This window comes from Afipia sp. GAS231 (assembly GCF_900103365.1).
Lineage (GTDB): Bacteria > Pseudomonadota > Alphaproteobacteria > Rhizobiales > Xanthobacteraceae > Bradyrhizobium.
The window spans coordinates 7,523,113-7,537,863 of the sequence record NZ_LT629703.1 but is presented as its reverse complement, the minus strand read 5'-3'; the positions used below and the strand labels follow the sequence as shown (position 1 = coordinate 7,537,863).

Annotated in this window: 14 protein-coding genes; 6 read left to right on the top strand and 8 right to left on the bottom strand. The window is 63.5% G+C overall.

All coding sequences use genetic code 11. From position 1 onward, the window contains the following. Positions 1–100 precede the first annotated feature (100 nt). Complete coding sequence (garD, locus tag BLS26_RS35210; protein WP_092517356.1) at positions 101–1,645, top strand: galactarate dehydratase; 1,545 nt, start codon at positions 101–103, stop codon at positions 1,643–1,645. A 9-nt stretch (positions 1,646–1,654) separates the two neighbouring features. Here garD and BLS26_RS35205 read toward each other — a convergent pair whose 3' ends face one another. Further along, entirely contained in the window at positions 1,655–2,461 is an 807-nt protein-coding gene (locus BLS26_RS35205) for an enoyl-CoA hydratase/isomerase family protein (protein ID WP_092517354.1), read from the bottom strand. A 40-nt stretch (positions 2,462–2,501) separates the two neighbouring features. Further along, positions 2,502–3,269, bottom strand: coding sequence for a hypothetical protein (locus tag BLS26_RS35200; RefSeq protein ID WP_092517352.1), 768 nt, complete (start codon positions 3,267–3,269; stop codon positions 2,502–2,504). 62 nt (positions 3,270–3,331) lie between these two features. Between BLS26_RS35200 and nthA the strand changes: the two genes are divergently transcribed. From nthA to BLS26_RS35185, 3 genes are read left to right on the top strand one after another with little or no spacing between them, the layout of a single operon-like run. Next, positions 3,332–3,967 (top strand): nitrile hydratase subunit alpha, encoded by a 636-nt coding sequence (gene nthA / locus BLS26_RS35195; protein ID WP_092517350.1) that lies wholly within the window; start codon positions 3,332–3,334, stop codon positions 3,965–3,967. Continuing rightward, positions 3,964–4,623, top strand: a complete 660-nt coding sequence (nthB, locus tag BLS26_RS35190) for a nitrile hydratase subunit beta (protein ID WP_092517348.1) — start codon at positions 3,964–3,966, stop codon at positions 4,621–4,623. The genes nthA and nthB overlap by 4 nt, the downstream gene beginning before the upstream one ends. Next, positions 4,620–4,997, top strand: coding sequence for a nitrile hydratase accessory protein (locus BLS26_RS35185; RefSeq protein WP_092517346.1), 378 nt, complete (start codon positions 4,620–4,622; stop codon positions 4,995–4,997). The genes nthB and BLS26_RS35185 overlap by 4 nt, the downstream gene beginning before the upstream one ends. A 136-nt stretch (positions 4,998–5,133) precedes the next feature. Here the strand turns inward: BLS26_RS35185 and queC are convergent, their stop codons facing one another. Next, positions 5,134–5,844, bottom strand: a complete 711-nt coding sequence (gene queC, locus BLS26_RS35180; protein WP_092517344.1) for a 7-cyano-7-deazaguanine synthase QueC — start codon at positions 5,842–5,844, stop codon at positions 5,134–5,136. Positions 5,845–5,962: 118 nt separating this feature from the next. Here queC and BLS26_RS35175 point away from each other — a divergent pair, with 118 nt between their 5' ends. After that, positions 5,963–6,487: a hypothetical protein gene (locus BLS26_RS35175; protein ID WP_092517337.1), complete on the top strand. Its 525-nt coding sequence runs from the start codon at positions 5,963–5,965 to the stop codon at positions 6,485–6,487. A 98-nt stretch (positions 6,488–6,585) separates the two neighbouring features. Then, positions 6,586–7,455 carry a nucleoside triphosphate pyrophosphohydrolase gene (gene mazG / locus BLS26_RS35170; protein ID WP_092517325.1) on the top strand — a complete coding sequence of 290 codons (870 nt, stop codon included), beginning with the start codon at positions 6,586–6,588 and terminating at the stop codon, positions 7,453–7,455. On the opposite strand, the gene mgtE is transcribed toward mazG, so the two are convergent. The 5 genes from mgtE to BLS26_RS35145 all read right to left on the bottom strand — a co-directional run bounded on the left by mgtE (position 7,410) and on the right by BLS26_RS35145 (position 14,606). Next, positions 7,410–8,783: a magnesium transporter gene (gene mgtE, locus BLS26_RS35165; RefSeq protein WP_092517323.1), complete on the bottom strand. Its 1,374-nt coding sequence runs from the start codon at positions 8,781–8,783 to the stop codon at positions 7,410–7,412. The genes mazG and mgtE overlap by 46 nt on opposite strands. A gap of 174 nt (positions 8,784–8,957) precedes the next feature. Next, positions 8,958–10,265 carry a GTPase HflX gene (hflX, locus tag BLS26_RS35160; RefSeq protein WP_371360722.1) on the bottom strand — a complete coding sequence of 436 codons (1,308 nt, stop codon included), beginning with the start codon at positions 10,263–10,265 and terminating at the stop codon, positions 8,958–8,960. An 80-nt stretch (positions 10,266–10,345) separates the two neighbouring features. After that, on the bottom strand, positions 10,346–10,594 hold the full coding sequence (gene hfq / locus BLS26_RS35155; RefSeq protein WP_006020546.1) for an RNA chaperone Hfq: 249 nt from the start codon (positions 10,592–10,594) through the stop codon (positions 10,346–10,348). 269 nt (positions 10,595–10,863) lie between these two features. After that, the gene (locus tag BLS26_RS35150) at positions 10,864–12,234 is read right to left on the bottom strand and encodes a sigma-54 dependent transcriptional regulator (RefSeq protein WP_092517319.1); all 1,371 of its coding nucleotides are present in this window, start codon (positions 12,232–12,234) and stop codon (positions 10,864–10,866) included. A 17-nt stretch (positions 12,235–12,251) separates the two neighbouring features. Continuing rightward, positions 12,252–14,606 (bottom strand): PAS domain-containing sensor histidine kinase, encoded by a 2,355-nt coding sequence (locus BLS26_RS35145; protein ID WP_092517317.1) that lies wholly within the window; start codon positions 14,604–14,606, stop codon positions 12,252–12,254. Positions 14,607–14,751 lie beyond the last annotated feature (145 nt).

The following is a 14,751-nucleotide window of genomic DNA, read 5'->3' as shown; positions in this document are numbered from 1 at the left end:
GCTGTCCGGCCCGAACGCCCGAACAGTTTACGCCCCACGCGGTGCTCAAAATCGCCTATATCTGTACCGGCTGAAACGGCGCTTGCGAACAGGACTTGCCATGAACATGACGGTCTCGGCCGACGCTTACGCGCCGCGTTACATCAAGCTGAATGCGCGCGACAACGTCGCCATCATCGTCAACGATTTCGGCCTGCCCGCCGGGACCAAATTCGGCTGCGGCCTCGAACTGCGCAACTTCGTGCCACAGGGCCACAAGGTGGCTTTGGCTGACATCGCGCAGGACGCAGCGATCGTGCGCTACGGTGAAATCATCGGCTATGCGCTGCAGCCGATCATGACCGGCGAATGGGTCGAGGAAGCCCGGATCCGGATGCCGGAGGCGCCGGACCTCGACAAGCTCGAGATCGCCAACGCAGTGCCGGAGACGCAACCTCCCCTGACCGGCTACACGTTCGAAGGCTTTCGGAACGCGGACGGCTCGGTCGGCGTCAAGAACATCCTCGCCATCTCGACGTCGGTGCAATGCGTCTCCGGCACGCTGGAATTCGCGTTGAAGCGGATCAAGGCCGAACTGCTGCCACGCTATCCCAATGTCGACGATGTCGTGGCCGTGACCCATGCCTATGGCTGCGGGGTCGCCATCAATGCGCCCGACGCGATGATCCCGATCCGCACCCTGCAGAACATTGCGAGGAATCCGAATTTCGGCGGCGAGGTCATGGTGGTCGGCCTCGGTTGCGAAAAACTTGCCCCCGAGCGGTTGATCCCGGAAGGCAGCCCGTCGCACCTGACGCGGCTGCAGGACGAAGGCAATCAGAGCTTTGGCGACATGGTCGAGACCATTTTCAAAATGGCCGACGCCCGCCTGAAGGTCCTGAACCAGCGCAAGCGCGAGACCTGCCCCGCCTCCGACCTCACCGTCGGCCTGCAATGCGGCGGCAGCGACGCCTTTTCCGGCGTCACCGCCAATCCCGCGCTCGGATTCGCTTCCGATCTGCTGGTTCGAGCCGGCGCCACGGTGATGTTTTCGGAAGTGACCGAAGTGCGCGACGCCATCGAGCTATTGACGCGCCGCGCCGTCAACGCCGACGTCGGGCGCGCGCTGGTGCGCGAGATGGACTGGTACGATGCCTATCTGGCGCGCGGTGGCGCCGATCGCAGCGCCAACACCACGCCGGGCAACAAGAAAGGCGGCCTCGCCAACATCGTGGAGAAGTCGCTGGGCTCGATCGTCAAGTCCGGCTGCAGCGCGATCTCGGGCGTGATCGGCCCCGGCGAGCGCGCGCATACCAAAGGCCTGCTGTTTGCCGCGACGCCGGCCAGCGATTTCGTCTGCGGCACCCTGCAGCTCGCCGCCGGCATGAACCTGCAGGTGTTCACCACCGGGCGCGGCACGCCTTATGGCTTAGCTGAAGCGCCCGTCATCAAGGTCTCGACGCGGACCGAGTTGGCCCGGCGCTGGTCGGACCTGATCGATTTCGACGCCGGCCGGATCGCCAGCGGCGAAATCACCATCGAGGAAGCCGGCTGGGAACTGTTTCACTTGATCCTGGATGTCGCCAGCGGCCGCAAGCAGGTCTGGGCCGACAAATGGGGCCTGCACAACGATCTCGTGTTGTTCAACCCTGCCCCGGTGACGTGAACCGCTTGCCTAGCGTCCTCTGAACCGCGGCTTGCGGCGCTCAAGAAACGCGCCGACGCCTTCCTTGTGATCCTCGGACAGGCTGGCCAGCGCGAACTGGTCGAGGTCCATATGGCTGGCTAGATCGTCGAGCGCGTGTGCGAGCCGATTGACGGTGAGCTTGGTCATCGCGACCGAGATCGGCGGTTGGGCCGCGACCTTGCCGGCGAGCGCCATCGCGCTGTCGAACGCCTTGCCGGGATCGGCCACCTCCTCCACCAGCCCCCATTCGTAAGCCTCGGCCGAGGAGATGCGCTGGTCCGCGAGAATCACGGCCTGCTTGGTGCGTGCCGGTCCCATCAGGTGCAGCATGCGCGGCACGCTCTGCCAGCTCATGTTCATGCCGAGCCCGATCTCGGGCACACGGATGTGCGCATCGCGGGCCATGACGCGGAAATCCAGCGCTACCGCCAGCGCGACGCCGCCACCGACGCAAAAGCCTTCGATGGCGCCGATGGTGATCTGCTCCATCTCCTGCCACGCCCGCGTCAGCCGCGGCCCGAGCTTGAGATGCCGGCGCAGCGCGCCGAGATCCATGGTCTGGCGCGACTTGCCCTCGGGATCCCTGAGATCGAAGCCGGCGCTGAACGATTTGGCGCCGCCCGTCAGCACCACGACCGAGGTCTCCGCGTCGTCCTCAAAGCTGCGGGCCGCATCGGTGAGCTGGCGCAGCGCCTCCGGCGACAGCGCATTGATGCCGTCGCCACGGTCGAAACGCACGACCGCGATGCGGCCCTCGGGCCCGAGGCCTTTCTCGATGGTCACAAATTGCGTCAAGCGGGCCTCCCTGCCCTGTTCTTCTTGATTGGTATAGCGCTTACAGATGCCCGGTGCGTTCGCGCGCGGGCCTGCCTTCGGGCGCCGGCCACCGGATCGTAGTGCCGAGCGTGATCCAGTTGGCATTCTCGCCGGTGATGTTGTGGCCGTAGATCAGGTCGACCGAGAAAATCTCGTTGGGCCGGTAGCGCACGCCGGTCTGGAATCGCGGCCGCACCACGCTCGGAATATCGGATTGCCCGGCCTGGCCGTAGGCCTCGATGGTCCACTGCAAGGTGTCGGTGAACTTCCAGTCGAAACCGATCCCGTAGGTGAAGTAGTGCCGGTCGACGGTGCGGTCCCACAGCCAACCGCCGTTGAGATTGATGCGGGTGACCTCGGTCAGCCGGAACGTCGCCGGGATGGTCGCAAAGACGGTCTGGTTTTGCCCGGTCAAGGCATCGAACTGACCGCCGCCCGAAATCGAAAAGCCGAGCTTGCCGACGCCGGTCGGCTCCAGGTTCATCTTGGCCTTCGGCGCGAAGGTGGTGCTCCAGTCGCCGCCGCTGCGCGCCTCGTTGCTGAGCATGCTGAGTTCGACCGGCTTCAGCTTGAACGGATCGACCACGCAGGAGGGGTTGGCGACCATCGAAAAATCGGTGTTGGTCGCGGCCTGCATCCAGCTCTCGACCTTGCAGGAGCCGGTCTCGGAAATATCGGCGGCATCCACCGCATAGGCGCCATTCGCCGCCCGCGCAGCTCCAGCCGAAAACCCGGCCAAAATGACCGCTATCGCCGCTAGTCCGATGCGCCCTGCCCTGATCCCCATCGGAGAAACGTACCAGAGTCGCCGCCTCGACATGGCCCGGATTTTACGACTATCCTTGCGGCATGAGCGAACATGAACACGACCATCACCACCACGATCACGACCGTTCCGAACTGTCGGAGACCGAGCTGCGCGTCCGCGCGCTGGAGACGATCCTGACCGAGAAGGGCTATGTCGATCCGGCGGCGCTCGACGCCATCATCCAGGCCTATGAGACGAAAATCGGTCCCCACAATGGCGCGCGCGTCGTCGCCAAGGCCTGGACCGATCCCGCCTTCAAACAGGCGCTGCTGGATGACGCCACCAAGGCGGTGAGCACGCTCGGTCATGTCAGCCGGGTCGGCGACCATCTCGTCGCGGTCGAGAACACGCCACAACGCCACAACATGGTCGTGTGCACGCTGTGCTCCTGTTACCCCTGGGAAATGCTCGGACTGCCCCCCGTCTGGTACAAGGCGGCTCCGTATCGCTCACGCGCGGTCAAGGATCCACGGGGGGTGCTCGCGGACTTTGGCGTCAGCCTGCCGAAGGAAATCGAGATCCGGGTGTGGGATTCCACTGCCGAGACGCGTTTTCTGGTGCTGCCGATGCGGCCGGCCGGCACGGAAGGCTGGAGCGAGGCTCAACTGACTGAACTCGTCACGCGTGATTCGATGATCGGCACCGGCTTTCCAAAGACGCCGGGAGCGCCGTCATGAACGGCGTGCACGACATGGGCGGCATGGACGGCTTCGGCAAGGTCGAGCCGGAGCCGAACGAACCGATGTTTCACACCGAATGGGAAGCGCGCGTGTTGGCCATGGTGCGCGCGATGGGCGCGGCCGGTGCGTTCAATATCGATACGTCGCGCTTTTACCGGGAAATGTTGCGGCCGGACGTCTATCTCGGCAGTTCCTATTACAAGAAGTGGTTCCTTGGGCTCGAAGACCTTCTGGTCGACAAGGGCTTTATCTCCGCCGAAGATGTCGCTGCCGGACATGCGGTCCAACCGCCGAAGCCGCTCAAGCGCGGCAAGTTCGAGGTCGACGATGTCGAGCGCGTGATGGTGCGCGGCAAATTCGGTCGCACCGCGCCGGCCCCGGCGAAGTTCAAATCGGGCGATCGGGTGCGTGCCAGGAATATTCACCCGACAACACACACCCGGCTGCCGCGCTACGTCCGCGGCCATGTCGGCGTCGTCGAGCGCGACCACGGTTGTCATGTGTATCCGGATACGGCCGCCACCGACTCCGGCGAGAATCCGCAATGGCTCTACACGGTCGTGTTCGACAGCGTTGAACTATGGGGGCCTGATGCCGACCCGACCCTGAAAATATCCATCGACGCATTCGAGCCCTATCTGGAACTCGCATGATGGACGCCGCAGCGGCCCGCGCTACCGACCATGTGCCGGGCATTCCCCGTGACGAGGACGGTCCGGTGTTTCGTGAGCCTTGGGAAGCGCACGCCTTTGCCATGGCGCTGACCCTGCATGACCGCGGCGTGTTTACCTGGACTGAATGGGCCAGCGCGCTTGCGGCCGAGATCAAGCGCGCACAAGCCAATGGCGATCCCGACACCGGCGAAACCTACTACCGGCACTGGCTGGCGACGCTGGAAACTCTGGTAGCCGAAAAGGGCGTCGCGACATCCGAAACCCTAAATCGCTACCGCAACGCCTGGGACCACGCCGCCGACCGCACGCCGCATGGCGCGCCGATCGAACTGACGCAACAGGATTTCGGCTAGTCACGACTCCTCAAATCGTCATACCCGCGAAGGCGGGTATCCAGTATGCCGCGGCTTCTCTGCTCTAAATCAGCTATCTCGGATACTGGATCGCCCGCCTTCGCGGGCGATGACAATGCGAATATGCGGCGCACAGCTACTCTTCCGCATACTCCCGCCAGCCCTTGGCGCGCAACGCGCAGGCCGGGCATTCGCCGCAACCATAGCCCCAATCGTGCTGCGCGCCGCGCTCGCCGAGGTAACAGGTGTGGGAATGTTCGCGGATCAGATCGACCAGCCCTGCCCCGCCGAGTTCGTGCGCGAGTTTCCAGGTCGAGGCCTTGTCGAGCCACATCAGCGGCGTGTGCAGTTCAAAGTTTTTGGCCATGCCGAGGTTGAGCGCGGACTGCAGCGCCTTGATGGTCTCGTCGCGGCAATCCGGATAGCCGGAGTAATCGGTCTCGCACATGCCGCCGATGATGTGACGGATGCCGCGCCGGTAGGCCAGCGCCGCGGCGAACGTCAAAAACACCAGATTGCGGCCCGGCACGAAGGTATTGGGCAGGCCATCCGCGCCCATCTCGATCGCGACGTCGCGGGTCAGCGCGGTATCGGAAATTTCGGCCAACGTGGGAATCTCCAGTGTGTGGTTCTCGCCGAGTCTTGTCGCCCACTCCGGCCGCAGCGATGTGATGCCTGACAATAGCCGGTCGCGGCACTCAAGTTCGATGGCGTGGCGCTGACCGTAGCTGAAGCCGATCATTTCGACGCGCGCAAAGCGCTGCAACGCCCAGGCAAGGCAGGTGGTGGAATCCTGGCCGCCGGAAAACAGCACGAGCGCGGTTTCGGATTTGGATTGATCGCTCATGGTGTCCTTGGCCGACGCGCTCGCTCAGTGTGACTTGTCAATGTGAACTGCATCACGGAGTTCGCACAAAGTCGCGGGTATTTCTAGCTGCAAGCGTCGCCAACAATGGATTTCTGTCATGGGCTATTTCGACGGTCTCACCAGCGGCAGCTTCAAGACGGCGCAGGATGACCGCAAGCTGTTCTTTCCCTGGGGCGTGCTCGGCGGCGGGTACGCGATCGCCTCGGAGCAGGATTATCAGCGGCTGCGACAGCAAGTGAAAGCCTACATGGTGGTGACGCTGGTGCTGGTCATCGTATCCGGCATGTATGAGCCCTATCTCGCCCCGCTTGCTGTCGCCGCGCTGCTCGTTTGTTTCTATCTCGGCTGGATGTGGCGCGCGCTGCCTCGCATGGAACGCTCCGACGAAAAACTGTCCCTGCAGGAAAGCATGACGTCACAGGCCCGCGCGCATGGCCCGGTGGTGCTGTGGTTGCTGGAGATCGCTTGCATTGTCTTCGTCATGTCAGGCATCGCGATGCTGATATTCGATCCCGGCAACCGGCTCACCGCACTCCTTTGCACCGCCTTTTTCGGGCTTTGCGCCGCGAAGATTGCTCGCCTGATGGTGCTCCGGCGCCGCACGACGGCCACGCAGGTATAGCGGCCAATCGGTGGAAATCACGCTTGTTCCGGCTCGTTTTGCTGGGATCGGGCGGCTGCATGCGGCATAAGTTCCGAACCTCAAACGTTCGGTGCCGCATGACCCCTTCCCGCGATATTTCAAGACTGCTCGAAATCATGGCGGCGCTGCGCACGCCGGTGACCGGTTGCCCGTGGGACCTCGAACAGGACTTTGCGACCATCGCGCCCTACACCATCGAGGAGGCCTACGAGGTGGTCGATGCCATCGCGCGCGGCGACCTCGACGATCTCAAGGACGAGCTCGGCGATCTCCTGCTGCAGGTGGTGTTCCACGCCCGAATGGCGGAGGAGCAGAATGCCTTTGCATTTGGCGATGTGGTCGAAGCCATTTCGCGAAAGATGATCCGGCGGCATCCCCATGTCTTCGCCGACAAGGACGGCAAGTTGACACCCTCCCATGTCAAGGAAGCCTGGGACCGCATCAAGGCCGAGGAAAAGGCCGAGCGCGCCGCGCGCCGGCCGCAGCAACCTGCCGAACACAAATCGCTACTGTCCGGGATCAAGGCCGGCCAGCCGGCATTGACGCGCGCGATGGAATTGCAGCGTAAGGCGTCGACCGTCGGCTTCGACTGGAACGACCCGCGCGCGGTGCTGCACAAGATCCGCGAGGAGGCCGACGAGATCGAGGCGGCGCTCGATGGCGGCGATGCCGAAGAACTCGCGGCCGAAACCGGCGATCTCCTGTTCGCGCTGGTCAATCTGGCGCGCCATGTCGGCGCCGATCCCGAAACCGCGCTACGCGCCACCAACGCCAAATTCGAACGCCGCTTCGGCCATATCGAGCGCGCCTTGGAAGCCAAGGGCCGTTCGCTCGAAAATGCCTCGCTCGAGGAAATGGACGCCCTGTGGAACGAGGCGAAGGCTGCGGAGCGCAGCAGCGATTATAACAACGTGCCCCGCAGAATGAGCGCGGCTACGCCGAAGTAGATGACGAGGCCGGTGACGTCGACCAGCGTTGCGACAAACGGTGCGGACGCACTCGCCGGGTCGAAGCCGACGCGCTGCAGAATAAACGGCAGCATCGAGCCCGTCAGCGATCCGAAGGTCACGATGCCGACCAGCGCGGTTCCGACCGTGATCGCGACCAAGATCCAGTGTTCGCCGTAGTCGAAAATACCCAGCGTTTGCCAGATCGTTATTCTCGCTATTCCGATCAGGCCGAGAATGGCCCCGAGCGTCAGGCCGGTCGGCAGTTCGCGCACCGCGACCCGCCACCAGTCGCGCAGCCGAAGTTCGTGCAAGGCCAGGGAGCGGATCAGCAGCGATGTCGCTTGCGATCCCGAATTGCCGCCCGAACTCATGATCAGGGGAATGAACAGCGTCAACACGATGGCCTTCTCGAGTTCGCCCTGGAATGTCTGCATCGCGCTGGCCGTCAGCATTTCGGACAGGAAAAGCGCGCAGAGCCAGCCGCCCCGCTTCTTGATCATCTGGAGAAAACTGATCCGCAGATAAGGCTCGTCCAGCGCTTCCATGCCGCCGAACTTCTGAGCGTCTTCGGTCGATTCCTCGACGATGGCGTCGATGACGTCATCGACGGTGACGATGCCCAGCACATGGCCCGGTGCGTCCACAACGGCCACGGCGAGCAGATCATATTTCGATATCAGCCGCGCCGCATCCATGCGATCGGAATGCGGCCCGACGGTCAGCGGCTTGCGGGCGGGCGCCGCGGTCAGGACGTTGGCATGCGGATCGCCGGAGATCAGACGGCGTAGCGGCACCGCCTGGATCAGCGTCTTCTTGACGGGATCGACGACGAAGATGGAATAGACGGTTTCGCGGGTGCGCTCGACCATCCGGATGTGATGCAGCACCTCCGCGATGGTCCAGTTCGAGGGCACGCTGACGAACTCGGTCGTCATGATGCTGCCGGCGCTGCGCTCCGGATAGGCCAGCAGTTCCGAGACCGTGGTCCGGGTTTCCTGGTTCAGGCCATTTAGCAGCGTGGTCCGGAGCGGCTCGATCAGTTCCTTGAAAATATCCGCCGCGCGATCCGCCGACACGGCTGACAACAGAGCGACGGCCGTCTCGGTCGGGAGTGCGGCGATGATCTCGCAGACATTGTCAATACCGGGCTGATCGAGCACCTCGACAGCCTTTTCCGAAGACAAATGCTGAAGGATTTCGGCGGCAGCTTCCGGCGGCCGGGCGTTGAGCGCCACAATGATATCCGGCGCCCTTTCGAGCGCGAGATCGCCTGCCGCATGCGCGGCATGGTCGGCAGCAACGATCGTCTCGGAGGAATTCGACATCACGGACCTCACTCTTGGCGTCCGGAGCGGAATGGACCAAGCCCGCGCAAAACTCAAATACAAAGTGGATCGGTGGGGTCCGGACGCAGGATATCAAGGCCGCAGCCAGGTAATCCCGCTCCGGGTCACTCCGCTGTCACATTAGCTGTCAGGGGTGGCCCGGATGAGCCGGCCTCATGCCGCGCGCGGTACTGCCCCAAACCGCGAGACCACGATATCCCGCTTGGTCTCGTCGACGCGCACGGTCATGTCGAAGCGGTCGTCGTGCAACTCCTTGGCCAGAACCTCGGCATTGCGATGCAGCCAGCTGATGCCGGCACCGTCCGACGCCTCGATCGACAGGTCGAGTGTAATCCGGGTCGCGGCCAGCCGGTCCTCGATCGCGGTCAGCAGCGCTTCGATCCCCTCGCCGGTTTCGGCGGAGACCAGGAAGCACGGCCGCTCCGGCGGACGGCGGGCGGCAATGTTGCGCAGGTTCTCGCGCTCCTCGGGGTCGAAGCGGTCGATCTTGTTCCAGACCTCGAGCAGGCGGGCGCCGGCGTCGGGATCGATGCCGAGCTGGCGTAGCACGGCGTCGACATCACGCTCCTGCGCCTCCGCATCCTCATGCGAGATGTCGCGGACGTGCAGGATGATATCCGCCTCCAGCACCTCTTCCAGCGTGGCGCGAAACGCGGCGACGAGTTGCGTCGGCAGGTTGGAAATGAAGCCGACGGTGTCCGACAGCATCGCCTTGCCGCCATGCGGCAGGCTCAGCGCGCGCAGGGTCGGATCGAGGGTCGCAAACAGCATGTCGGCGGCCTGCACCTCGGCGCGCGTCAGCCGATTGAACAGCGTCGACTTGCCGGCATTGGTGTAGCCGACCAGCGCCACCACGCGGTACGGCACGCGCTGCCGTCCGGCACGGTGCAGCCGCCGCGTCGCCTGCACCTTCTTGATTTCGTTTTCCAGCCGCGTGATGCGGTCGCCGATCAGGCGGCGGTCGGCTTCGATCTGGGTTTCGCCGGGACCGCCCATGAACCCGAAGCCGCCGCGCTGACGCTCCAGATGGGTCCAGGACCGCACCAGGCGGCTGCGCTGATAGTTCAGATGCGCAAGTTCGACCTGAAGCGAGCCTTCCTTGGTCTTGGCGCGGCGGCCGAAAATTTCCAGGATCAATCCGGTGCGATCGAGCACCTTGGTGTTCCAGGCCTTCTCGAGGTTGCGCTGCTGGATCGGCGACAGCGCGCAATCCATCACCACCAGCTCGATATCGTGGCCCGCGATCAGACCGGTGATCTCCTCGACCTTGCCCTTGCCGAGATAGGTGGCAGGCCGGATCTGGCTGATCGGTGCGATCAGCGCTTCTACCACGGTCAACTCGATGGCACGCGCGAGCCCGGCGGCCTCGTCGATGCGCGCTTCGGAATCGCGCACGCCGTCGTTCGTCTGCGCATCGGCATCGCCGCGGCGCATCCGCACATACGGGCCGATGACAATCACCCGCCCGGTTTGCTGGCCCCCCGCCGACCTCGGTCGGTCGGCTTCCCCGTTACGGTCCAGGGGTTCCAATCAGGTCACTCTCACGCCGGAGCATCCTCGCCGCCCTCGAACAACTGGATCGGAGCGCCGGGCATAATGGTCGAAATCGCATGCTTGTAGACCAGCTGCGAATGACCGTCGCGCCGCAGCAACAGGCAGAAATTGTCGAACCAGGTGACAATCCCTTGCAGCTTCACTCCGTTGACCAGGAAGATCGTGAGAGGCGTTTTGGTTTTACGAACGTGGTTGAGGAAGGTGTCTTGTAGATTTTGTGCGCGGTCTGCCGCCATTGTTTTTATCCCGCCGTCTTGTGCTTCTTTTTATTAAACCGGTTGCTGCTCTCTAACGGAGCCTCCCCCGATCGCCGTCCACCCCTGAGATCCCCCTCCGGTTGGCTCGGCGGTACGATTAGAGGGCACGCGCGGTTTTTAGGCAAGCCGGTTCGCGCGTCACCCACGAGGAACCTGCTTTTCATTCTCCGCAAATGTACGGAAAGAGATGAATATTCCCAAGCAATTGCATGGATCGCTGCCCACGCCGCAATGACGGCAGGTTGGCTCTACCCCACGCCCAGTGCCTTCAGCTTGCGGTGCAGGGCCGAGCGTTCCATGCCGACGAATTCCGCGGTCCGCGAGATATTGCCGGAGAACCGGCTGATCTGGGCGATCAGATAATCGCGTTCGAAAACTTCCCGCGCCTCGCGGAGCGGCAACCCCATGATGTGTTCGCCGTTGTTGCTGGTCGGCATCGCCGGCACCATCGAACCGACGTCCTGCGGCAGCATGTCGGCCGTGATGATCACCTCGGGCCCGCCGCCCGCCAAAATCATCACACGCTCGACGTTGTTGCGGAGCTGGCGCACGTTGCCGGGCCAGACGTGCGACTGCAACACCGCCATCGCGTCCTGGCCGATCTGGCGTTTCGGCAAGCCGCTGGCCACCGAAATCTGGTCCATGAAATAGTCGATCAGCTCGGGAATGTCCTCGCGGCGTTCCGACAGCGGCGGTACCCGGATCGGCACCACCGAGAGCCGGTGATAAAGATCTTCGCGGAATCGCCCTTCCGCGATCTCCTCCTCCAGATTACGCGCGGTCGAGGAAATGATGCGGACATCGACATGCACCTTGACGGTGCCGCCGGAGCGCTGAAAGGTCTGATCCACCAGCACGCGCAGAATCTTGTTCTGGGTCTCGCGCGGCATGTCGGCGATTTCGTCGATGAACAGCGTGCCGCCATGGGCCTCTTCGAGCGCACCGGCCTTGCGCGCCTGTTCGCCGTTCGACTGCTCGATCCCGAACAGCTCGACTTCCATCCGCTCCGGCGTGATCGCGGCGGCATTGATCACCACGAACGGTCCTTCGGAACGGCTCGAGGCATGGTGCAGCGTGCGCGCCGCCAGCTCCTTGCCTGAACCGGAGGGGCCGACGATCAGAATTCGGCTGTTGGCCTTGGCGGCACGGTCGATGGTCTGGCGCAACTGGTTCATGCAGGCGGAGCGGCCGGTCAGAACGCTGGCGGCGGGCGCCAGCTGTTTCAGTTCCTTCACCTCGCGCTTGAGGCGCGAGGTTTCCAGCGCCCGTGTCGCGACCAGGATCAGCCGGTCCGACTTGAACGGCTTTTCGATGAAGTCATAGGCGCCGCGCTTGATCGCCGCGACCGCCGTTTCGATGTTGCCGTGGCCGGAGATCATCACCACCGGCACGTCGGCGTGATCCTTCTTGATCTGCTCCAGCAACTGCAGGCCGTCGAGCTTGGAGCCCTGCAGCCAGATATCGAGGAACACCAGATGCGGGCGCCGGTTGGCAATTTCCGTGAGCGCCGAATCGCTGTCGCGCGCCGTCCGGGTCTGAAAACCCTCATCATCAAGAATACCCGCAACGAGATCGCGGATATCTGCCTCGTCGTCGACAATCAGAATGTCACTGGCCATGGGTTACACCTGTCTTGTCAGTTGCCGGTTGCGGCTTCGGTTTTTGTTTCATCATTGGTCGTAGGACCCGCCTCTGTGGTTCCGGAGGTGGACATCTTTGTTTCGCCGCCGCGCTCGCTCGTCGGCGGCGCCTGCTCTTTCGCTTCGCCCTTCGCAGCCTGCCCGGTGACGGAAAACCGCAGCCGCATCCAGGCGCCGCGCTGTCCGGGCCGGAAATCGGAGGCATCCTTGAGCTCGATGCGGCCGCCATGGTCTTCGAGCACGCGGCCGACGATGGCGAGCCCAAGCCCGGTGCCCTTTTGGCGCGTCGTCACATAGGGCTCCAGCAAGCGGGCGCGACTGACCTTGGGCAGACCGATGCCGTTGTCGATGACGTCGATCAGGATGTCTTCGTTCTCGCGCGCGGCGATGACATCGATACGACCCTTGCCGAGTTCTTCCGGCGGCACCTGTTCGATCGCTTCGGTCGCATTCTTGATGATGTTGGTCAGCGCCTGCGAAATCAGCCGGCGGTCGAACTGCGCCCGCATCGGGTCCTGCTTGATTTCGGCCACGATATCGAGGTCGGGATGCCCGACCTTCATCAGGAACACCGCCTGGCGCACGGTATCGGCGACGTCCTCGCCCTCCATGACCGGCTTTGGCATCCGTGCAAAGCGGGAGAATTCGTCCACCATCCGTCTGATATCGTCAACCTGTCGCACGATGGTATCGGTACACTGCTCGAAGATGCCCTTGTCCTCGACGATGACCTTGCCGAATTTGCGGCGGATGCGTTCGGCCGAAAGCTGGATCGGCGTCAGCGGATTCTTGATTTCATGGGCGATGCGGCGGGCAACGTCGCCCCAGGCCGAGGTGCGCTGTGCGGACACCAGATCGGTGATGTCGTCGAGCGTGATGATGTAGCTGTCGCGCGAATGGCTGGTCTGTTCGGCGCTGACGCGAACCGACAGGTTGCGCTCCTGGCCGTCGCGCATGATGGTGATCTGGCCCTGCACCAGGCGCTGGGTGCCCTCGCGCGCGGTTTTCATCATGTCATCGAGCTCGGGCAGCACGTCCGACAGCGGATGGTCCAGCGTCTCCGACTCGGCGTGGCCGATCAGCTTTTCGGCCGAACGGTTGAGGATGCCGACGCTGCCGGAAGCGTCGACGCCGATGATCCCCGCGCTGGCCGAGGACAGCACCGCCTCGATGAAGCGGCGGCGACTATCGATCAGGTCCGAGGCGCTGACCAGTTCGTCGCGCTGGGTGCGCAATTCCTGCGTCATCTTGTTGAAGGTCTGGCCGAGCTGGGCGAGATCGCCCTCGGATTTGTGGACCGGCACCTGGACGTGCAGGTCACCGGTCGACACGATATTGGCGGCGCTCATCAGGTTGCGGATCGGCGCCACCAGCCAGTTGGCGAAATTCAGCCCGATCAGCACCGACGCCATCAGGATGGTCAGCGCGATCACCGCGAACATCAGCGCGAACGCGACCTGAATACCGAGCCGCCGCGATTCGATCTGGGCGTATTCGGCGACGCTGGCCTCGGTCTGCTTGAGCTGCGCGACCACGCGGGGATCGAGCAGCCGCGCCACATACAGGAAGGTATTTTCGAAGGTCCGCAGCCGGATCACCGCCGCGACGTAGTTGGCTTCCGGAAATACCGCGATCTGCGGCTCGTTTTCATCGACATTGGTGAGGAATTCCGGCGCCGGCGTCGTGAACTGCTCCCGGATACCGGTCTGCGCCGTCTCCAGAATGCGCCCGTCCTTGTCGAGCAGCATGGCGCCCGGCAAATTGCGTGACGCCGCGTTGGCCGTCAGCAACTCCCTGAATGACCTGCGGTCCTGATCGAACAGGATTCGTTGCGCCGGATTGCCGAGATCGTTGGCCATTCCCAGGATGTCGCCGCGAATGAGCTGGGCGTGCTCATAGGTATAGGCACGGGCCACGATCAGCGAATTCTGCATGACCTCCTTGGTCGGGCCCGAGAACAGCCGGTCGAGGCCGCGGTCGATGGTGACGTTGGCGACAACAGCCACCAGCACCGCCGGCAACACCGCGATGACCGAGAACAGGCTGACGATCTGGACGTGGAGCCGCGCCGCCGCCCGTCCGCGACGCCGGGCCACGATCACCAGCCAGACTTCGCGGACGATAATGCCGACCAACAGCAGAATGGTGGCCGCATTGATCAGCAGGAAGGAATAGACGACGTGGCGGGTCGGCTCGATCGGCGTCAGGCCGCTCAGCACCATGAAGGTCAGGAACGCCGACAACAGGGCTATACCGACGGCAAACGGCGCCACCCACTTCCGCAGGATACCTCCCGTGGATTCGGTAAGCGACGGGTCGAATGATGGCGCCGAGGTCTCTGCGGTGGTCATTCCGGCAATCGGTGTGATGAATGGCTTAAGGTCCGCTGGCTGCGGACTGATGCATTCATATCACAATGTTGCCGAATTGCGACAATTCCGCGGCGTGCCTCGCTGCGAATTGATCGATCCCCAGCGGCTATCGGCTCCATGGCGC

Excerpts from the sequence above, each read along its gene's own strand:
- garD (WP_092517356.1), top strand. The coding sequence starts at position 101 with ATGAACATGACGGTCTCGGCCGACGCTTACGCGCCGCGTTACATCAAG.
- BLS26_RS35200 (WP_092517352.1), bottom strand. The coding sequence starts at position 3,269 with ATGGGGATCAGGGCAGGGCGCATCGGACTAGCGGCGATAGCGGTCATT.
- nthA (WP_092517350.1), top strand. The coding sequence starts at position 3,332 with ATGAGCGAACATGAACACGACCATCACCACCACGATCACGACCGTTCC.
- nthB (WP_092517348.1), top strand. The coding sequence starts at position 3,964 with ATGAACGGCGTGCACGACATGGGCGGCATGGACGGCTTCGGCAAGGTC.
- BLS26_RS35185 (WP_092517346.1), top strand. The coding sequence starts at position 4,620 with ATGATGGACGCCGCAGCGGCCCGCGCTACCGACCATGTGCCGGGCATT.
- queC (WP_092517344.1), bottom strand. The coding sequence starts at position 5,844 with ATGAGCGATCAATCCAAATCCGAAACCGCGCTCGTGCTGTTTTCCGGC.
- BLS26_RS35175 (WP_092517337.1), top strand. The coding sequence starts at position 5,963 with ATGGGCTATTTCGACGGTCTCACCAGCGGCAGCTTCAAGACGGCGCAG.
- mazG (WP_092517325.1), top strand. The coding sequence starts at position 6,586 with ATGACCCCTTCCCGCGATATTTCAAGACTGCTCGAAATCATGGCGGCG.
- mgtE (WP_092517323.1), bottom strand. The coding sequence starts at position 8,783 with ATGTCGAATTCCTCCGAGACGATCGTTGCTGCCGACCATGCCGCGCAT.
- hfq (WP_006020546.1), bottom strand. The coding sequence starts at position 10,594 with ATGGCGGCAGACCGCGCACAAAATCTACAAGACACCTTCCTCAACCAC.
- BLS26_RS35150 (WP_092517319.1), bottom strand. The coding sequence starts at position 12,234 with ATGGCCAGTGACATTCTGATTGTCGACGACGAGGCAGATATCCGCGAT.
- BLS26_RS35145 (WP_092517317.1), bottom strand. The coding sequence starts at position 14,606 with ATGACCACCGCAGAGACCTCGGCGCCATCATTCGACCCGTCGCTTACC.